Here is a 19,413-nt window from a genome sequence, read left to right on the forward strand (position 1 = left end):
GTTGTCGTCGGAAGGGGTCAGACCTCGACCAGCACCTGGTCCAGCGTCTTGCGGACCAGGTCGGGCACCATGCAGTCGGCGGCCGGGTAGCCGACCGGGACCACGGCGAACGCCTTCTCGTTGGCGGGGCGGCCGAGGACCTCGGAGAGGAAACGCATGGGGCTCGGGGTGTGGATCAGCGCCGCGAGACCCGACAGGTGCAGCGCGGACAGCAGCATGCCGACGGCGATGCCCACCGACTCGTCGACGTAGTAGTGCTTGCGCTTGGTGCCGTCCTCGCCCAGCCAGTGGCGCTGCTGGAAGACCACGATCAGCGCGGGTGCGTCGGTCAGGTGCGGCTTGACCTCGTCGGTGCCCAGCGGGCGCAGCGCGGCCAGCCACTCCTCGCCGAGCCTGCCGTCGTAGCTGACCTGCTCCTCGTCCTCGGCCGCCTGCCGTATCCGGCGGCGCACCTCGGCGTCCTTGACCAGGACGAATGTCCAGGGCTGCTGGTGGGCGCCGGACGGTGCGGTGGCGGCGCACGCTATCGCGTCCCGCACCGCCTGCTCGGGCACCGGGTCGGTCGAGAACCGGCGCACGGTGCGGCGCCCGTCCATGCGGGTACGCAGGTCCGCCGCGCGCGCCAGGGTTTCGGCGTGCGGCATGCGGTCGGGGCGGTAGGGAACCGGCCGGTAGGGGTCTCCGTGGGTCGGTGTCCACTTGTTCTTTGTCACAGACATGGGTCGAGTCTGGTGGGGGCAGGGGCTCTGTGTCCCGTCCCTCGGACAATCGATTGGACAATCCGAGTGGGGCCATACACATCATGGGCGAGCTTGTCATGGGCCGGCTTGCCCGAGACATACGTACAAAAGGAGTCAACGTGAGGGTCGGAATCGTCGGAGCGACCGGTCAGGTCGGGACAGTCATGCGCAGGATCCTCGTCGAGCGGAAGTTCCCGGTCGACGAGCTGCGCCTCTTCGCCTCCGCGCGGTCCGCAGGCTCCACGATCACGTGGAACGGCACGGACATCACCGTCGAGGACGCGTCCACGGCCGACTACACCGGCCTGGACATCGTGATCTTCTCCGCGGGCGGTTCGACGTCCAAGGCGCTGGCCGAGAAGGTCGCCGCGCAGGGGCCCGTCGTGATCGACAACTCCTCGGCCTGGCGCCGCGACCCCCAGGTGCCGCTGGTCGTCTCCGAGGTCAACCCGCACGCCATCGCGAACCGCCCCAAGGGCATCATCGCGAACCCGAACTGCACCACGATGGCCGCGATGCCGGTGCTCAAGCCGCTGCACGCCGAGGCCGGTCTGACCGCGCTGATCGCCACCACCTACCAGGCCGTCTCCGGCTCGGGGCTGGCCGGTGTCGCCGAGCTCGACGGCCAGGTCAAGAAGGTCGTCGAGCACGCCGCCGAGCTCACCCACGGCGGCGACGCGGTGGACTTCCCGGAGCCCGCCGTCTACCGGCGCCCCATCGCGTACAACGTGCTGCCGCTGGCCGGTGCCATCGTCGACGACGGTTCCTTCGAGACCGACGAGGAGCAGAAGCTCCGCAACGAGTCCCGCAAGATCCTGGAGCTCCCCGACCTCAAGGTCTCCGGTACGTGTGTGCGCGTCCCGGTCTTCTCCGGCCACTCGCTCCAGGTCAACGCTCGCTTCGAGCGCCCGCTGAGCGTGGCGCGCGCGTACGAGCTGCTCGGCGCGGCGCCCGGCGTCGAGCTGTCCGACATCCCCACGCCGCTGCAGGCCGCGGGCAAGGACGTCAGTTACGTGGGCCGTATCCGCCTGGACGAGACCGCGGAGAACGGGCTCGCGCTCTTCCTCTCCGGCGACAACCTGCGCAAGGGCGCGGCGCTGAACGCCGTGCAGATCGCGGAGCTGGTCGCGGCGGAGCTCAAGGGCTGACCTTCCTCCTGTACACGGTGGGGCGGGGCTCGGTGGAGCCCCGCCCCACCGTCACGACCGCGCCCGTCGCGAGGAGCGCCAGCGCGCCGCCGAGCCACAGTGCGCCGGGTACGCCGTAGTGGTCGGCGGCCCGGCCGCCGAGCAGCGCCCCCAGGGCGATCGCCGCGTTGAACACCCCGGCGAAGAGCGCGGAGGCCGCCTCACGGCTGTGCGGGGCCGCCGCCATCAGCCAGTTCTGCGCGCCGACCGACACCCCGCCGTAGGCCAGCCCCCACACCGGGAGCAGCGCCGCCGCGGCGGCGAGCGAGCCGCCGACCCCGGCCATCAGCAGGGCGGTGGCGCCGAGCACGGCGGAGATCGCGAGGAGGGTGCGCCGGGAGTCACGGGCGGCGGCGGCTCCGCCGAGGAAGTTGCCCGCGATGCCGGCGCTCCCGTACACCAGGAGCAGCCCGCTGATGAGTCCCGCGCCGATGCCTGGGATCCGCTCCAGGGCCGGGCGTACGTAGGTGTACGCCGCGAAGTGGCCGGCGACCAGGAGCATCACCACCAGGAGTCCGGCCCGGACGGCGGGCAGCCGGAAGAGCCCCGTGACCTCGCGCAGACGCACCGCGCCGTCGGCGGGCAGCGGCGGCAGCAGCACGGCGAGCAGGGCGGCCACCGCCAGGGAGAAGCCGCCCATGGCGGCGAACGCCCAGCGCCAGCCGACGAGTTCACCCATGAGCGTGCCGGTGGGTACGCCGAGTACGGAAGCCACCGCGATCCCGCTGAAGATGACCGCGGTGGCCCGGCCCACGGTCCCCTCCCGCACCAGCCGCACCGCGAGCCCCGCGGCGATCGCCCAGACCCCGCCGATGCACACGCCGACGAGGGCGCGTGCCGCGAGGAGCACGCCGAAGCCGGGCGCGAGCGCGGAGAGCGCGTTGGCGGCGGCCAGCAGCGTCAACAGCGCGCACAGCACGAGCCGCCGGTCCGCGCGGCGAACGGCGACGGGCAGCAGGGGTGCGGCGAGCGCCGCGACGATGCCGGGGAGGGTGACGGTCAGGCCCGCGGTGCCGTCCGAGGTACGCAGACCGTCGCCGAGCGAGGTGAGGAGGCCGACCGGCAGCATCTCGGTGGTGACGACGGCGAAGGTAGCCGCGGCGACGCCGAACACGGCGGGCGGCAACGCACGTGCGGGGCGCGTAAGTTCGGTGCTCTGTTGCATGAGGACCAGCCTTGGCCGCCCGGTCGCGGGGAACAACGGCGAAATCCTCATCGTTCTGTGAGCCGAATTCATCGATCGACGGGTGTGGGCAATGAGTGGCGGCACGGGTGGCCTTGAGATCCGGGAGCTGGAGAGCTTCCTGGTGCTCGCGGAGGAACTGCACTTCGGCCGCGCGGGCGAGCGGCTGTATGTGTCGCAGAGCAGGATCAGTCAGCTGCTGCGCGCACTGGAGGGGCGGCTCGGCGCGCGTCTGATCGACCGCACCAGTCGCCGGGTGCGGCTGACCCCGCTCGGTGAGCGTTTCCTGGCCGAGCTGCGTCCCGCGTACGACGCGCTGCGTACGACGGTCGACACCGCGCGGGCCGAGGCGCGCGGGGTGGAGGGGAGGCTGCGGATCGGCTTCCAGGGCACGGCGGACGTCCGTCTGATGCGGGCGATCACCGTGTTCCAGACGCGCCACCCGGCGTGCGTGACGGAGATCGTGGAGATCCCGTTCTGCGATCCGTTCGGGGCGGTGCGCCGGGGCGAGGTGGACGCGGCGATCGTGCTGCTGCCGGTGTCGGAGCCCGACCTGATGCTGGGCCCGCTCTTCTCCAAGGAGCAGCAGACCGTGGCGGTCGCGCTGCGCCATCCCTTCGCGGCCCGCGACTCCCTGACCGCGGCGGAGGTGGCCACGACGCCCCTGGTCGAGGCAGCGGCCCCCGCCCCCGTGTACTGGCGCGAGGCCCATGCCCCTTCGGCCGTCCCCGGCCCGTCGGTGAGCACGCTCCAGGAGGGCCTCACCCTGGTCGCCGCAGGCCGCGGCGCGATGCTGCTGTGCCGGCCGACGGCGGATTACCACGGCCGCGAGGACGTCGTCTTCGTACCGGTCGAAGGGGTGCCGGACTCGGTCCTCGGCATGGTGTGGCACCGGGATGGCGAGACGGAGCGGGTACGGGCCTTCGCGCGGGCGCTCTCCGACTGAGGGGCCTCAGGACCTGCGCACCTCGAAGTGGAAGCAGCCGTACTCGACGGCCCTGACGTGCACCAGCGCCACCTCGGGGTCGGCGAAGGCCTCGGCGAACGCGGCGTCGAAGCCGGCCGCGGTCTCCCCGGGGAGATCCAGGAGCCGGCCACCGGTGATGTGCCCGTCGGCGCTGTACCGGCGCACGGTGCGCAGGGCGCCGGAGCGCGCGAAGGGGTAGTCGTCCCCGTCGCCCGGCCCTTCGCACTCCTCGGCGTGGATGAAGACGGGTCCCTGCTCGTCGTACGCCCCGGGCTTGGCCCAGTGCTCCGCGGCCCAGCGCCGCAGTGGCGCGTACGAGACGAGCGCGATCCGCTCCCCCACCGCGCCCGGCCGCAGACAGCAGCGCAGTGGCGCGCCGCCCTCCTCGTCGGTGTACGGCACGCAGGGGCGGCCCGCGTCGTCCGTGTCGCGGAGCTGCTTGAGGGCGGTGGGGTCGATGGGGCGGGCCCGGTAGGTGGTCATGCGTCCAGCATCGGCGCGGGCCGGCCCCGGCACCGGCGGGCTTCGGACATGGCGCTGCGGCAGCCGCCCGGCGGACTCAGCTGCGAGCGTACCGAGCAGCCCCGACCCTGGGCAGCGTGGAAGGATGGCAAAAACGTCACATACCGAGGAGATGACCGGTGCCTGGCACGAATCTGACCCGCGAAGAGGCGCAGCAGCGGGCGCGACTGCTCACTGTGGACGCCTACGAGATCGACCTCGACCTGAGCGGCGCCCAGCAGGGCGGCACCTACCGGTCCTCGACCACCGTGCGCTTCGACTCGGCCGAGGCCGGGGCGGAGACCTTCATCGACCTGGTGGCTCCGGCCGTGCACCAGGTCGTACTGAACGGCAAGTCCCTGGACGTGGCCGCCGTCTTCCGGGACTCGCGGATCGCGCTGAAGCACCTGGAGGCCGGCCCGAACGAGCTGAAGGTCGTCGCGGACTGCGCGTACACCAATACCGGTGAGGGCCTGCACCGCTTCGTCGACCCGGTCGACCAGCAGGCCTACCTGTACACCCAGTTCGAGGTGCCGGACGCCCGCCGCGTCTTCGCGTCGTTCGAGCAGCCCGACCTCAAGGCGACCTTCGCGTTCACGGTGAAGGCGCCCGCGGGCTGGACCGTGATCTCCAATTCCCCGACGCCGGAGCCCAAGGAGAACGTCTGGGGCTTCGAGCCGACGCCGCGCATCTCGACGTACATCACGGCGCTGATCGTCGGCCCGTACCACGCGGTGCACAGCTCCTACGAGCGCGACGGGCAGAGCGTCCCGCTGGGTATCTACTGCCGCCCCTCGCTCGCCGAGTTCCTCGACTCGGACGCGATCTTCGACGTCACGCGGCAGGGCTTCGACTGGTTCCAGGAGAAGTTCGACTACGCGTACCCCTTCGCCAAGTACGACCAGCTCTTCGTGCCGGAGTTCAACGCGGGCGCGATGGAGAACGCGGGCGCGGTGACCATCCGCGACCAGTACGTCTTCCGCTCCAAGGTGACGGACGCCGCGTACGAGACGCGCGCCGAGACGATCCTGCACGAGCTGGCGCACATGTGGTTCGGCGACCTCGTCACCATGGAGTGGTGGAACGACCTGTGGCTGAACGAGTCGTTCGCCACGTACACGTCGATCGCCTGCCAGGCGGACGCGGCGGGCTCGAAGTGGCCGCACTCGTGGACCACGTTCGCGAACTCGATGAAGACCTGGGCGTACCGGCAGGACCAACTGCCGTCCACGCACCCGATCATGGCCGAGATCGCCGACCTCGACGACGTCCTCGTCAACTTCGACGGCATCACGTACGCCAAGGGCGCCAGCGTCCTCAAGCAGCTCGTCGCGTACGTCGGCCAGGACGAGTTCTTCCGGGGTGTGCAGGCGTACTTCAAGGCGCACGCCTTCGGGAACACCCGGCTGTCCGACCTGCTGGGCGCGCTGGAGGAGACCTCGGGCCGCGACCTGAAGGCCTGGTCGAAGGCGTGGCTGGAGACGGCGGGCATCAACATCCTGCGCCCGGAGATCACCACGGACGAGGCGGGCAACGTCACGTCGTTCGCGGTCAGGCAGGAAGCCCCGGCGCTGCCGGCCGGCGCCAAGGGCACATCGACGCTGCGCCCGCACCGCATCGCGATCGGCTGCTACGACCTCGACGAGGCGGGCAAGCTGGTCCGCACGAGCCGGATCGAGCTCGACGTCGACGGTGAGCGCACCGAGGTGCCGTTCCCCGAGAACACGCCGCGTCCCGCGGTGGTCCTGCTCAACGACGACGACCTGTCGTACGCGAAGGTCCGCCTCGACGCCGACTCGCTGGCCGTCGTCACCGAGCACCTGGGCGACTTCACCGAGTCGATGCCGCGGGCGCTGTGCTGGGCCTCGGCCTGGGACATGACGCGCGACGGCGAGCTGGCGGCCCGTGACTATCTGGCGCTGGTGCTGTCCGGCATCGGCAAGGAGACGGACATCGGCGTCGTCCAGTCGCTGCACCGGCAGGTGAAGCTGGCGCTGGACCTGTACGCGACGCCCGCGTGGCGCGAGGCGGGTCTTTCGCAGTGGACGGAGGCGACGCTGGCGCATCTGCACAGCTCCGCGCCCGGCAGCGACCATCAGCTGGCGTGGGCGCGCGCGTTCGCCGCGACCGCGCGTACGCCGCAGCAGGCGGACCTGCTGGCCTCGCTCCTGCAGGGCACGGAGACGATCGAAGGCCTGGCCGTGGACACCGAGCTGCGCTGGGCGTTCGTGCAGCGGCTCGCGGCGACCGGGCAGTACGACGAGGACGACATCGCCGCCGAGTACGAGCGGGACAAGACGTCGGCGGGCGAGCGCCACGCCGCGGTGGCCCGTGCGGCGCGGCCGACGCCCGAGGCGAAGTCCGAGGCCTGGGCCTCGGTCGTGGAGTCCGACAAGCTGCCGAACTCCCTCCAGGAGGCGGTGATCGGCGGCTTCGTGCAGACCGATCAGCGTGAGCAGCTCGCGCCGTACACCGAGGCGTACTTCGCGGCGGTCAAGGGTGTGTGGGACTCGCGTTCCCACGAGATGGCCCAGCAGATCGTGATCGGCCTCTACCCGGCGCTCCAGGTCTCCCAGGAGACGCTGGACGCGACGGACGCGTGGCTGGCCTCGGCCGAGCCGAACGCGTCGCTGCGGCGGCTGATGTCGGAGTCCCGCGCGGGGGTGGAGCGGGCGCTGCGGGCACAGGCGGCGGACGCGGCCTCGGCGTAGCGCAGGGGCGAGGGGCGGGCCGGGGGCGCCTGCGGCGGACCGCCCGCCACCCGCCCCTCGCCGAACCGGGGTTCCGCCCCGGACACCGCTCCTCGGGCGCCGGGCCGGCTGATTCCTCAGCCCGCCCGGCGCCCGAGGACTCAGGGAAGGGCGGGGTGGGGCACGAAGCCCCGCCCCACCTCGGCCCGCCCGTCCGGCCTCAGCCCGTCAGTTCCGCGTGCCGCGCCCGCAGCGCCTCCGCGCCCTGCTCCGTGAGCACCCCGTGCAGCCGCATCCGCGCCACCCCGCCGTCGGGGAACGCGTCGAGCCGCACATGCGTGGCCACCGCGTGCGCGGCCAGTTTGAAGCGGTGCAGCGTGTCGGGCTGGAGCTTGGTGCGGGGCAGGATCTCGAACCACTCGCCGGTCTCACCGTTGCGCCCGCTCAGCGCGACCCAGCCCGCCGAGTTCCCCTTGAGGTACGCCGTGTCGATCTCGATCGCGCGAACCGCTCCCTGCGCCGCCAGCCGGAACCGCACCCAGTCGTTGGTGTCGCGGACCCGGCGACGGCGGTTCTCCCAGCCGTCGTCCATCTTGCGCGAGGTGCCAGGGAGGATGATCTGTGCGGGCGAGGAGTAGAACTTGTCCGAAGCGTCCTCGTACGTACCGCCGTTGAGGATCGAGAGCAGGTCGATCGTGCCGAACAGGCCGAGCCACTCGGGATCGGCGACGACGTCCCCGTGGACGCGCAGCCGGGCGACGCCGCCGTCGGGGTGCTGGCACAGCCGGATGTGGGTGTAGCGGCGCTCGGCGGTGATCTCGAAGCCGTTGGCGGCGTGGCCGCGTACGGGGGTCTCCGGGAGGATCTCCTCCCACTTCACGTCGGCGGCCAGCAGCTGCTCGGGGCTCGGCGCGCCCTCGACAGCCGCGGCCTGCACGGACACGCGCTGCGGGGAGTTGCCGCGGAAGTGCGCGGTGTCGACGACGATGCCGCGGATGACGCCGGGCGCGCCCAGCCGCACGATGGCCCAGTCGTGGTCGTCGGGGGCCGGGAAGGGCCGCGTACCGTCGACGCCGCGACGACGGCGGGTCTCCCAGCCGTCCATGATCTTGCCCTTGTGGCCGAAGTGCTCGGGGTCGAAGACGGCCCGCTCACGGATGAGGAGATTCTCGCGCTCGGCGAAGAACTCGTCGTTGGCGGCGATGACGCCCGCTCCCAGACGACGGTCGGCGAGGTCGACGAGGTCGGAGAAGGGGAAGTCGCCGGTCCGGTAGTCGGCGTACGGGTCTCCCCCGCCGTAGGGGGCGGCGTCGTTGGCGTGCGGGTCTTCGAGCTGCGCTTCGGTCGTCGTCATACCCCGACTGTCACAGCAGGCGACCAGTCAGGTCCATCGAAAGTTTCTGGACAGCCTTTGAAGCAGAACTGAACGATTAGGAGCCGGTGCGCGCCGCCGCCACCTCACGCAGCGCCGCCAGCACCCGCGCCACCGCCGGACCCGCCTCCGCACCGCGCCGTACCGCGGCCACCACGTGCCGCTGCGGCTGGTCCGCGCTCAGCACCCGCATGACCACGCCGGTGCGCCGCTCCGCCGCCGCCATTCGAGGCACCAGCGCGACCCCCATCCCCGCCTCGACCATGGCCAGGATCGCCGTCCAGCCGGCCGCGCTGTGCGCCTGCTCGGGCACGAAGCCCGCCGCCTCGCACGCGTGGCGGGTGATCTCCGACCACGGCCCGCTGCCGCCGAAGATCCACGCCTCGCCGGACAGGTCGGCCAGCCGCAGTCCGGGGGCGCCGGCCAGCGGGTGCCCGGCGGGCAGCGCCACGTCCAGCGGGTCGGCGAACAGCGGGACGCGCGCGAGCCGCGGGTCCCGGGCCGTCGGGGCGTGCGCCGCCAGCGACAGCGCGAGGTCGACGGCCCCGCCGGCCAGCAGCTCGTACGCCTCGGCGGCCTCCGCCTCCCGCACCCGCACCTCCACCGCGGGGTGCGTCGCCCGCAGCAGTTGCACGGCCGGCACGACGAGCGCGGGCACGGCCGTCGAGAACGCCCCGACCCGCACCTCCCCCGCCTCGCCCTTCACATACCCGGCCAACTCGGCGTCGGCCTGCTCCAGTTGGACGAAGACGGCCTCCGCGTGCCGCAGCACGAGATGCGCCGCGTCGGTGAGCCGCACCCGCCGCCCGTGCGCCTCCAGGAGAGGGACGCCGAGCTGCTTGGCCAGGTTGGACAGCTGCTGCGAGACGGCCGAAGGCGTCATCAGCAGCGCCTCGGCCGTCGCGGTCACGGTCCCCCGCTCGCGCAGGGTCCGCAGGATCCGCAGCTTCTTGATGTCCCACTCGATCATGGGACGCAACCTATCCCGGCCGGTGCGCCGGGCTTTCAGGCGAGCGTGGCGAAGGCCTCGTCGCCGCCCAGGGAGTGCAGTGCGTGAATCATGACGCGGGCCCGGTCGCTCCGCGGGGACTGCTCGCAGTCGTGGTGCCCGTTCCTTCCGTCCGCTCCGGAGGCCCGGCGGCCACTGCGCAGGCGGTGGAAAGCGAACACCGGGCCCCGAACCTCCATTCGACCAAGGGCGCCGGGACGACAATGACCGGGTCGCAGCGGGGTGGCGCGAATCCCTTGCAGTGAATTCCGGCGCGGCCGACTGGAGTCACTTGCTCCGGCCGGCCCCGATCAGCACTCCGCCCAGGATCAGCGCCATGCACAGAATCCGCATCGGCCCCGTTTCCTCGTCGAGCAGGGCGAAGGAGAGCAGCGCCACGCAGACCGGCTGAAGGTAGTAGACAATTCCGGCGCGGGCCGCGCCGATGAGCGCGATCGCCTTGTTCCAGGCGAAGAAGGCGACGGCGGAGGAGAACACGCCGACGTAGACGAGCGGTCCGACCGTGCCGACTGTCGGCTCGAAGCCGCCCTGGGCCGCCAGGCTGATCCCGTACGCCGGAAGCAGCATCAGCGCGCCGAGCACGAAGGTGGTGAAGAGGAAGGCCAGGCCGCCGATTTCGGCCGGACGGCGCTTGAGCAGGGCGCTGTACGAGGCGAAGCTGAAGGCGGCGGCGACCATCCACAGGTCTCCGGCCGCGAAGTCCGGCGCCAGGGAGCCCTTGCTGACCAGGAACAGCACTCCGGCGCAGGCGATGAGCATCCCGGTGACGCCCCGGGCGCCGAGGCGCTTGCCGCCGAGGCGTGCGTACACCGCCATCAGGACCGGCGAGGCCGCCATGATCATGCCCATATTGCCGGCGGATGTGGTGACTCCGGCCTGGTTGACCAGGGTGTTGTAGACGGTGACGCCGAGCAGCGAGGCGAGAGTGAGATAGCCCAAGTGATCCCGGATCAACCGGCGTTGGCGCCAGCTCTCGTGTATCGCGAAGGGCGCGACGGCGACGATCGCCACGATCCAGCGCCAGAAGGCGGCCTGCACGGGCGGGACGGAGTCGTGGAGAGCGCGGGAGGTGACGAAGCTGCCCGACCAGACGACCGTCGCGACGGCCGCGAGCAGCAGACCGAGGCCGGCGGACTGTCGCGCCAAGCCCCGTCGCCCCGCTCTTCCGGCCGTTGGCCCGGCGCTGCCGATACGGACTCGGTCCAGGACGCTCACAGTTTCCCCTTGCCTCTTCCCCCTGCCGGGGATCTTGGTCGCGGGACTACCGTCGCACCGGCTCACTCATCAGGTCCATCGAAATGTTCCGATCATTCTTTTCAGCAGAACTGAACGTTTTACGAGGTCCGACCTGCCCGAACAGCGTCGCCCCGAACGCGATCGCCATCCCCAGGAGCTGGACCGGCGCCAGCGCCTCGCCCAGCGCCGCCCAGCCGATGACGGCGGCGGTCAGCGGGGACAGCGGGGACAGGAAGGTGGCGGAGGTGGCGGACAGCCGGCCGATGCCGCGGAACCAGAGCCAGTACGCGACCGCCGTGTTGACCAGCGCGAGGTAGAGGTACCCGGCGACGGCGCGCGAGTCCAGCGCGGGCGGCGCACCCTCCACCAGCAGCGCGACGGGCGCGATCAGCAGGCCGCCCGCGGTGAGCTGCCAGCCGGTCATCACCAGCGGCCCCACCCCTTCGGGGCGTCCCCAGCGCTTGGTGAGGACGGTGCCGGTGGCCATCGAGGCGGCGGAGGCGAGGGCGGCCAGCACGCCCCACGTGTCCAGCGCGGCGGTGGCACGCAGCACCACCAGGCTCACGCCGAGCGCCGCCGCGATGCCGGTGAGCAGGGTGCGCACGGTCGGCTTCTCGCTCAGCAGGAGGACCGCGAGTCCGGCCACGAACAGCGGCGCCAGCGAGCCGAAGACCGCGGCCATCCCGCCGGGCAGCCGGTACGCGGAGAGGAACAACAGCGGGAAGAACGCGCCGATGTTCAGCGCCCCGAGGGCCGCCGCCTTGCCCCACCAGGCGCCGCGCGGCAGGGTCCGGCCGATCGCGAGCAGCACCAGACCGGCGGGCAGTGCGCGCATCAGGCCGGTGAAGAGCGGCCGGTCGGGGGGCAGGAATTCGGTGGTCACCGCGTACGTCGACCCCCAGGAGACGGGGGCCAGTGCGGTCAGCGCGATCGTTCCGGCACGGTTCATCGCGTGCTCCTCAAGGGGTTCATGTCGCGCGAAGCTGCTCGACCGAAAATAGCTTACCCCTAAGCTACTTTCCGTCAAGCAACTTTCTTGCGGCCGACCGGAACTCTGCGGATACTGCGGACATGACCACCAAGGACCCCGTGGACGCCATCACCGCCCAGTGGGCCGTGGTGCGTCCCGACCTCGAAACCGACCCCATGGCCGTCTTCGGCCGCGTCTACCGGATCGCGCGTGCGATGGGCGACCGCGTCGAGAAGGCGTACGTACGCTTCGGGATCTCCCGCGGCGAGTTCGACGTCCTCGCCACACTGCGCCGTTCCGGTGAGCCGTACACGCTGTCACCGCGCGAGCTCTCCGCGACGCTGATGCTCACCACCGGCGGGATGACGGGCCGGCTGGACAAGCTGGAGCGGGCCGGGCTGCTGTCCCGCAGCCCCGACCCGCACGACCGGCGCGGGCTGCGGGTCACCCTCTCGGAGCGCGGTCTCGCCATCGTCGACGAAGCGGTCTCGGCCGGCCTGGAGCTGCAGCGCGCGGCGCTCGGCGAGTTCGACGAGGCTCAGCTGGAGCAGCTCCAGGAGCTGTTGCGGCAGCTGCTCGCCGGTACGGTCCGGGAGTGAACACGACGAGGGCGCCCGCCTTCCGTACGCACGGAAAACGGGCGCCCTCGCTGAAACGGTCGGGTCAGGCCTGCTTCTTGGACTTGTCCAGCACCATGACAAGGCCCGCGATGACCACGAAAAGACCGATCGGCGCCACGACATAGAGGCCGAGCGTCTCCAGCACGCTCAAGCCGGGACCGGGATCGTCACCGTCGTCGCGCGTGCGCGCGAGCGCGGGGGACGACATGAGCAGCATCATCAGCGTCGTACCGGCCGCGACAGCGCCGGCGCGCAGGGCGTTCTTCTTGTCCACGGAGCAAACGTAGCGAACGCCCGAAGGGGGCGCGCGCCCGGGGGTGCCGTAAGAGGACTCCGGAGACCCTTCTAGGACCTGAAGACGTCCATCAGGCGGCGCAGGCGGGGTGCGGCCGTCAGCTCCTCCAAGGTCACCGGTCTGCCCTCCGCGTCGGCGACGGGCAACCGCCAGTTGGGGTACTGGTCCCAGGTGCCGGGCAGATTCTGCGGTCTGCGGTCGCCCACCGCGTCCGGCAGCCAGACGCCGACCATCCGGGCGGGGGTGCGCAGCAGGAAGCGGTAGACCGCGCGGATCTCGCCCTCCTCGTCGCCAGCCCCTTCGGGCAGCAGGCCGAGCCGTGCGAGGTACGACACCCACTCGGTCACGTCGGCCGCCTCCTGGGCGGACTCCTCGGCCAACGGGCGGGTGAGCAGGCCGAGGCGGTGGCGCAGCGCGACGTGGTCGCCGGTGAGGCGGGCGGCGGTGGACGGCAGGTCGTGGGTGGTGACGGTGGCCAGGCAGCGCTCGCGCCAGGTCTCCGGCGGCAGCGGTTCGCCGCCGCCCGCCCAGTCGCGCTCGAACCACAGCACCGAGGTGCCGAACACGCCGCGCTCGGCGAGGGCGGCGCGCACGCCCGGCTCCACGGTGCCCAGGTCCTCCCCTATGACGGTCGTGTCCGCGAGGTGCGCCTCCAGGGCCAGGACGGCGAGCATGGCGTCGGCGTCGTAGCGGACATACGTTCCCCGGGTGGGCGGCAGGCCCTCCGGGACCCACCAGAGCCGGAACAGGCCCATGACGTGGTCGATGCGCAGCGCGCCCGCGTTGCGCAGCAGTCCGCGCAGCAGCCCCCGGAACGGGGCGTAGGCATGGGCGGCGAGGACGTCCGGGCGCCACGGCGGCAGGCCCCAGTCCTGGCCGAGCGCGTTGAACGCGTCGGGTGGTGCGCCGACCGACATGCCGTGCGCGAAGGCCTCCTGCTGCGCCCAGGCGTCGGCGCCGCCCGGGTGCACACCGACGGCCAGGTCGTGCACGACGCCGACCGGCATGCCCGCGTCACGGGCGGCCCGCTGGGCGGCGGCGAGCTGGGAGTCGGTGAGCCAGGCCAGCCAGCAGTGCAGGTCGACCCGGTCGTAGAGCTCGGTGCGGGCGCGGTGGACCTCCGCCGCGTGCGGGTCGTCGCGCAGCCCGGGGGGCCACGCGTGCCAGTCGGAGCCGTGCGTCTCGGCCAGCGCGCACCAGGTGGCGTGGTCCTCCAGGGCCGTGCCCTGCTCGGCGAGGAAGTCGCAGTAGGCGGCGCGGCGGCCCGGGCCGAGCGGAACCTTCCGTACGAGCTCCAGGGCTTCCTTCTTCAGCGCCCAGACGGCGTCGCGGTCGATCAGCGCGCCCTTGTGCAGCACGGAATCGCGCAGCTCGGCGGCGCGTCCCAGGAGGACGTCGAGACGCGCGCGGTCCGCCGCGAGGACGTGGGCGTACTCGGGGACGTCCTCGACCCGCAGGTGGACGGGGTCGGGGAAGCGGCGCGAGGACGGGCGGTACGGGGAGGCGTCGGTGGGGGCGCCGGGCACGGCCGCGTGCAGCGGGTTGATCTGGACGAATCCGACGCCGAGCGCGCGCCCGGACCAGGAGCCGAGCTCGGCGAGGTCGGCGAGGTCGCCCATGCCCCAGGAGCGCTCGGACAGCAGGGAGTAGAGCTGGATCAGGAGCCCGTAGGAGCGCCCCTGGGGCTGCGGCACCCGGTCGGGCGCCACGATGAGCGTGGCGGTGTCCTCCCGCCCGTCCGGCGTCCGCACGGCCAGCCGGTGCACCCCGAGCGGCAGCTGCCCCCACCCGGGCGCACCGGCCACGGGCCGGCCCCCCGGGGTGAGGGGCGGTGCGGGGGGCCCGGGTTCCTGCGCGGGGCGCGGGGCAGGGCTGTGCGCGGCGGCCGGGGCGGGGTGCGGTCCGGCGGCCGGGGCGGGGCGCGGTTCGGCAGCCGGCGCGGAGCTTTCCGCGGCGCCCCGCGGCACCTGGTCGGCCGGAGCGGCGCCCCGCGGTGCCTCGTCGGCGGGGGCCGGGGCGGGTGCGGTGCTCTCGGCGTCGTGCGGCGGCTGCGCGTCGGCCGGGGCGGGGCCCGGCGCCTGCCGGGTGGCTCCCGGGCCGGGGGCGGGCGGCGTCTGCCACTCCGTCGCCGTGCCCTGCTCGGTCTCGACCCGGAGCAGAGTGCCCGCGGGGAGGTCCGCCAGGGCGGGGGGCGGGACCGGGGCGAGGCCCTGCGACTCGGTCGGGGCCCAGGCCACCACCGTTTCGGGCAGGAGCCGGCGCTCGGCCGCGGCCTCGTGCGCGTCGAGCGCCGCCCGCACGGCGGCGGGCGTGCGCGCGTCGACGCCCAGGGCCGCGAGCACGGCGACGACCGTGTCGTCCGGGACCTGCAGCGTGCGGTCCGCGGAGGGCGCGTAGGACGTGGCCACCCCGTGCAGGGCGGCGAGCCGGGCAAGGCCCATCTAGACCCCCATGGGCTCCAGGCCCGATGCCGTGCCGTGGGCAGTCGGTTCGCTGGTCAGAGGTGCCGCGTCGGCCATCGGCGGCTCGCTGGTGAGCGGCGCGGCGTCGGCCATCGGCGGCTCACTGGTCAGGGGCGGTTCGCAGAAGAGCAGCGGATCGGTGAATCCCGCGTCGAGCACCGCGTCGGAGCCGAGCGCCGGTTTGGACAGTGCGGACAGGAGAAGCTGAGCTGCGGCCACTGGGGCCTCCCTAGGTGGGCTACGTGGACAAGGCAGCCCTACCCAATGGGCACGGCCGCAGACGTATACGTTTCCACAACGTGTCCCGGCTCACATTCCGTTCCCCGCGCGGAAATTGACACCTTGGCGGCCGGGTGGTGGGCTCGGTGCCCACACGAAGCGGACTGAGGAGACAGTTGTGCAGCTCGGGGGCAGGAGGGGCGCGACCGCAGTCGCCATGGCAGTGCTGAGCGGACTGCTCGGCGGTGCGAACGGGGCGTTCGCCGCTCCACAGCCCGATCCCGGCACGCCGCCCGCAGCTCCGCCCGTCACCACGCCGGACCGCGAGAACGACGCCGCGCTGCCCTCCGTCTGGCCGCGCCCGCAGACGATACGGGCGGCGGGACAGGCGGTACCGGTGGGCCGGGACGTGGTGCTCGTCGCGGACCCGGACGCCGACCCGCACGCCCTGCGGGCACTCGAAGAGCTGCTGCGCGCAGCGGGTGCGCGGAGCGTCACCAGCGCCGCGCCCGGCGGACCGCTGCCCGCCGGGGGGCTCGTCGTGCAGGCGCAGGGCACCGGCGCGCAGGACGCGCTGCGCGCCCTGCGCGCACCCGAGCGCGCCGACCTGCCGCCCGGCGGTTACCGCATCGCTGTCGGGCAGGTCGCCGGGCGGGACACGGTCGCCCTCGAAGGTGTCGGCGACGACGGTCTCTTCCACGCCGTGCAGACCCTGCGCCAGCTGGTGCGCGGCGAGGACCGGAGCGGCGGCGGGACCCTGTCCAGGGAGATCGCGGGAGCCGTCGTACGCGACTGGCCGGGTACGGCCGTACGCGGGATGACCGAGGGCTTCTACGGGGAGCCCTGGACCCGCGAGCAGCGCCTCGCACAGCTCGACTTCATGGGGCGCACCAAGCAGAACCGCTACCTCTACGCGCCCGGCGACGACCCGTACCGCCAGGCCCGCTGGCGCGACCCCTACCCGGCGGACAGGCGCGCCGACTTCCGCGCCCTCGCCGAGCGGGCCCGCAGCAGCCATGTGACGCTCGGCTGGGCCGTGTCCCCCGGGCAGTCGATGTGCATGTCGTCGGACAGCGACGTCAAGGCGCTGAACCGCAAGTTCGACGCGATGTGGGCGCTGGGGGTGCGCACCTTCCAGCTCCAGTTCCAGGACGTCAGCTACAGCGAGTGGCACTGCGGGCAGGACTCCGAGACCTTCGGCTCAGGACCCGAGGCGGCGGCGAAGGCCCACGCGCGCGTGGCCAACGCGGTGGCGGATCATCTCGCGGAGCGCCACCCGGGCTCGGAGCCGCTGTCAGTGATGCCGACCGAGTTCTACCAGGACGGCACGACGGACTATCGGCGCGCTCTCGCCGCGCAGCTGGACGGCGGCGTGCAGGCGGCGTGGACGGGCATCGGGGTCGTGCCGAGGACGATCACGGGCCGCGAACTGGCCGGTGCGCGCTCCGCGTTCAGGCATCCGCTGGTCACGATGGACAACTACCCGGTCAACGACTACGCGCAGGACCGCATTTTTCTCGGCCCCGTCACCGGCCGGGAGCCCGCCGTGGCGACCGGTTCGTCGGTGCTCCTCGCCAACGCCATGGAACAGGCCGCCGCCTCGCGCATCCCGCTGTTCACGGCGGCCGACTACGCCTGGAACCCGCGGGGTTACCAGCCCCAGGAGTCGTGGCAGGCGGCGATCGACGACCTCGCGGGCGCCGACCCGCGGGCCCGCGAGGCGATGCGGGCGCTGGCCGGCAACGACGCCTCGTCCGTGCTGGGCGGCGAGGAGTCCGCCTACCTGCGTCCCCTGCTCGACGACTTCTGGCGCACGCGCGGCACCGTCGACGCGGCCGGGAAGGCCGCCGCCGCCAAGAAGCTGCGCGCCGCGTTCACGGTGATGCGTGAGGCACCGCTGCGCCTTCAGGACGCGGCGGGCGGCGCCTTCGACGACGAAGTGAAGCCCTGGATCGAGCAATTGGCGCGCTACGGCGCCGCGGGCGAGCTCTCCGTCGACCTGCTCCAGGCCCAGTCGCGCGGCGACGGCGACGCCGCCTGGCGCGCCTCGCTGGACCTGGACGCGATACGCGGCTCGCTCAGGGCGGAGGACCGGGTGACCGTCGGCAAGGGCGTCCTGGACGTCTTCCTGACGAAGGCGGGCAAGGAGGCCGACGCCTGGACCGGTGCGGACCGCAAGGACGGCACGGTCTCCGAGGGCCCGGGTTCGTACACCGTGCGGCTGGGCCGCGCCCGCCCCATAGAGGCGCTCACCGCCATGACGGAGCCCGGTACGGGCGAGGGCGCGGCCGTCGAGACCCACGTCCCTGGCGAGGGCTGGCGGCGCGCGGGCACGCTCTCCGCGAGCGGCTGGACGCAGACGGCCGCCGGGGGCGCGCGGGTCGATGCCGTGCGCCTGACCTGGACCGGAGCAGGAGCCGGCAGCGGGAGTGAGGGCGGCAGGGGGAGCGCGAACAGCGGCGGGGGCGCCCCCGTCGTGCACCGCTTGGTGCCGTGGTTCGCCGACGAGCCCCGCGCCGAGCTCAGCCTCGAACGCGCCGAGACGGACGCGGAGATCGGCGGCGATCCGAAGCGGGTCGAGGTGGCGCTGACGGGACAGCGCCCCGCCGATGTGCGCGGCAAGCTGACGACCAGGGCGCCCAAGGGCATCACGGTGCGGACCCCGCGAGCCACGACGGTGCCGCGCGGCACCCGCACCACGGTCCCTCTCGACATCACCATCGACAAGGCCGTACCGGCGGGCGAGTACACGGTGCCGGTCGCCTTCGACGGCGAGCAGAGCACTCTGACGGTGCGTGCGGCCCCGCAGACCGCCGACGCCGACCTGGTCCGCGGCGCGGGCGCGAGGATCTCCTCCTCCGGCGACGAGACGACCGACTTCCCGGCCGGCGCCGCGGGTGACGGCGACCCGGAGACCCGTTGGACTTCTCCCATAGGCCGCTCCGCGTGGTGGCAGGCCGAACTGCCGCAGCCGGTACGGCTCGGCCAGGTCGTACTGCACTGGCAGGAGGCGTACGCGAAGAAGTACCGCGTCCAGGTGTCGGCGGACGGCCGCGACTGGCGCACCGCGGCCACCGTCCGCGACGGCAGGGGCGGGCGCGAGGAGGTCAGGATGGACGCGAAGGACATCCGCTTCGTCCGCGTGCGGTGCGACGAGCGGGCGCTGCCGTTCGGCTACTCGCTGTTCGGCGTGGAGGCGTACGCCGTGAAGTAGCGGCAGCCGGGCCAGTGGCAGCGGCCGGACAGTGGCGCCGGACGGCCGAGGCGGCGGACGGCAGAGGCGGCGGACCGTCAGGCGGAAATGCCGTCGATCCGAGCCATCACATCGTCCGCGCCGAACGGCTGCAGGTAGGGCAGCCAGCGCGGGTCACGGTGCCCGGTCCCGATGATGCGCCAGGCGAGACCGGACGGCGGCGCGGGTTGGTGGCGCAGCCGCCATCCCAGTTCCAGCAGATGCCGGTCCGCCTTGACGTGATTGCAGCGGCGGCAGGCCGCCACCACGTTCTCCCAGGCGTGCTGACCGCCGCGGCTGCGCGGAATGACGTGGTCGACGCTGGTCGCGACACCACCGCAGTACATGCAACGGCCGCCGTCCCTGGCGAAGAGCGCACGGCGGGTCAGCGGCACGGGTCCGCGGTAGGGGACCCGCACGAATCTCTTCAGCCGCACGACGCTGGGCGCCGGGACGGCCAGGGTCGCGCTGTGCATGAAGGCGCCGGACTCCTCCAGGCAGACGGCCTTGTTCTCAAGGACAAGGATGAGCGCGCGGCGGAGCCGTACGACGCCGAGCGGCTCGTACGACGCGTTGAGGACAAGGACATGCGGCACGGATGCCTCCTGTTACGCCGGCGGCGCGTGGCTCGCGCCGGGACGATCTGCTCCAGTCTCCCCTCATGGCTGGTCGTAGCGCCACCACGTCCGGGTAACGGGCTCGGAGTGTTTTCGACCACACGGGGACCACG

17 protein-coding genes are annotated in these 19,413 nt (G+C 72.8%); 5 read left to right on the top strand and 12 right to left on the bottom strand.

From position 1 onward, the window contains the following. Positions 1-17 precede the first annotated feature (17 nt). Positions 18-719, bottom strand: a complete 702-nt coding sequence (locus ACLLJJ_RS11355; protein WP_434589526.1) for a nitroreductase family protein — start codon at positions 717-719, stop codon at positions 18-20. A gap of 140 nt (positions 720-859) precedes the next feature. On the opposite strand from ACLLJJ_RS11355, the gene ACLLJJ_RS11360 reads away from it, so the two are divergent. Further along, positions 860-1,888 (top strand): aspartate-semialdehyde dehydrogenase, encoded by a 1,029-nt coding sequence (locus ACLLJJ_RS11360; protein ID WP_434589528.1) that lies wholly within the window; start codon positions 860-862, stop codon positions 1,886-1,888. Here the strand turns inward: ACLLJJ_RS11360 and ACLLJJ_RS11365 are convergent. Next, complete coding sequence (locus tag ACLLJJ_RS11365; protein ID WP_434589531.1) at positions 1,878-3,092, bottom strand: MFS transporter; 1,215 nt, start codon at positions 3,090-3,092, stop codon at positions 1,878-1,880. The genes ACLLJJ_RS11360 and ACLLJJ_RS11365 overlap by 11 nt on opposite strands. 91 nt (positions 3,093-3,183) lie before the next feature. On the opposite strand from ACLLJJ_RS11365, the gene ACLLJJ_RS11370 reads away from it, so the two are divergent. Then, complete coding sequence (locus ACLLJJ_RS11370) at positions 3,184-4,056, top strand: LysR family transcriptional regulator (RefSeq protein WP_434589533.1); 873 nt, start codon at positions 3,184-3,186, stop codon at positions 4,054-4,056. A 6-nt stretch (positions 4,057-4,062) separates the two neighbouring features. On the opposite strand, the gene ACLLJJ_RS11375 is transcribed toward ACLLJJ_RS11370, so the two are convergent. Next, positions 4,063-4,560, bottom strand: coding sequence for a DUF1203 domain-containing protein (locus tag ACLLJJ_RS11375; protein WP_434589536.1), 498 nt, complete (start codon positions 4,558-4,560; stop codon positions 4,063-4,065). Between the two features lie 158 nt (positions 4,561-4,718). Here ACLLJJ_RS11375 and pepN point away from each other — a divergent pair, with 158 nt between their 5' ends. Next, entirely contained in the window at positions 4,719-7,289 is a 2,571-nt protein-coding gene (gene pepN, locus ACLLJJ_RS11380; RefSeq protein WP_434589539.1) for an aminopeptidase N, read from the top strand. 199 nt (positions 7,290-7,488) lie between these two features. Here the strand turns inward: pepN and alc are convergent, their stop codons facing one another. From alc to ACLLJJ_RS11405, 5 genes are all read right to left on the bottom strand, one after another. Continuing rightward, entirely contained in the window at positions 7,489-8,622 is a 1,134-nt protein-coding gene (alc, locus tag ACLLJJ_RS11385; RefSeq protein WP_434589541.1) for an allantoicase, read from the bottom strand. A gap of 76 nt (positions 8,623-8,698) precedes the next feature. Further along, positions 8,699-9,610, bottom strand: a complete 912-nt coding sequence (locus ACLLJJ_RS11390) for a LysR family transcriptional regulator (protein ID WP_434589544.1) — start codon at positions 9,608-9,610, stop codon at positions 8,699-8,701. Positions 9,611-9,645: 35 nt separating this feature from the next. Then, positions 9,646-9,810 (bottom strand): hypothetical protein, encoded by a 165-nt coding sequence (locus ACLLJJ_RS11395; protein ID WP_434589546.1) that lies wholly within the window; start codon positions 9,808-9,810, stop codon positions 9,646-9,648. Positions 9,811-9,916: 106 nt separating this feature from the next. After that, a complete protein-coding gene (locus ACLLJJ_RS11400) occupies positions 9,917-10,795 on the bottom strand; it encodes a DMT family transporter (RefSeq protein ID WP_434589549.1) in 879 nt (292 codons plus the stop codon). Positions 10,796-10,910: 115 nt separating this feature from the next. Then, the gene (locus tag ACLLJJ_RS11405) at positions 10,911-11,834 is read right to left on the bottom strand and encodes an EamA family transporter (RefSeq protein WP_434589551.1); all 924 of its coding nucleotides are present in this window, start codon (positions 11,832-11,834) and stop codon (positions 10,911-10,913) included. Between the two features lie 122 nt (positions 11,835-11,956). Between ACLLJJ_RS11405 and ACLLJJ_RS11410 the strand changes: the two genes are divergently transcribed. Further along, a complete protein-coding gene (locus tag ACLLJJ_RS11410; protein ID WP_434589554.1) occupies positions 11,957-12,454 on the top strand; it encodes a MarR family winged helix-turn-helix transcriptional regulator in 498 nt (165 codons plus the stop codon). A gap of 64 nt (positions 12,455-12,518) precedes the next feature. On the opposite strand, the gene ACLLJJ_RS11415 is transcribed toward ACLLJJ_RS11410, so the two are convergent. From ACLLJJ_RS11415 to ACLLJJ_RS11425, 3 genes are all read right to left on the bottom strand, one after another. Beyond that, a complete protein-coding gene (locus ACLLJJ_RS11415) occupies positions 12,519-12,749 on the bottom strand; it encodes a hypothetical protein (protein WP_434589557.1) in 231 nt (76 codons plus the stop codon). Positions 12,750-12,820: 71 nt separating this feature from the next. Beyond that, positions 12,821-15,211, bottom strand: coding sequence for a 4-alpha-glucanotransferase (gene malQ, locus ACLLJJ_RS11420; protein WP_434589560.1), 2,391 nt, complete (start codon positions 15,209-15,211; stop codon positions 12,821-12,823). Beyond that, positions 15,212-15,487, bottom strand: a complete 276-nt coding sequence (locus ACLLJJ_RS11425) for a hypothetical protein (protein ID WP_434600377.1) — start codon at positions 15,485-15,487, stop codon at positions 15,212-15,214. It lies immediately after the preceding gene. A 142-nt stretch (positions 15,488-15,629) separates the two neighbouring features. Here ACLLJJ_RS11425 and ACLLJJ_RS11430 point away from each other — a divergent pair, with 142 nt between their 5' ends. Continuing rightward, positions 15,630-18,665 carry a beta-N-acetylglucosaminidase domain-containing protein gene (locus ACLLJJ_RS11430; RefSeq protein WP_434589563.1) on the top strand — a complete coding sequence of 1,012 codons (3,036 nt, stop codon included), beginning with the start codon at positions 15,630-15,632 and terminating at the stop codon, positions 18,663-18,665. Positions 18,666-18,742: 77 nt separating this feature from the next. On the opposite strand, the gene ACLLJJ_RS11435 is transcribed toward ACLLJJ_RS11430, so the two are convergent. After that, complete coding sequence (locus tag ACLLJJ_RS11435; RefSeq protein WP_434589566.1) at positions 18,743-19,279, bottom strand: HNH endonuclease; 537 nt, start codon at positions 19,277-19,279, stop codon at positions 18,743-18,745. Positions 19,280-19,413: the final 134 nt, after the last annotated feature.

The organism is Streptomyces sp. A5-4 (genome assembly GCF_051131715.1).
Taxonomy (GTDB): Bacteria; Actinomycetota; Actinomycetes; order Streptomycetales; family Streptomycetaceae; genus Streptomyces.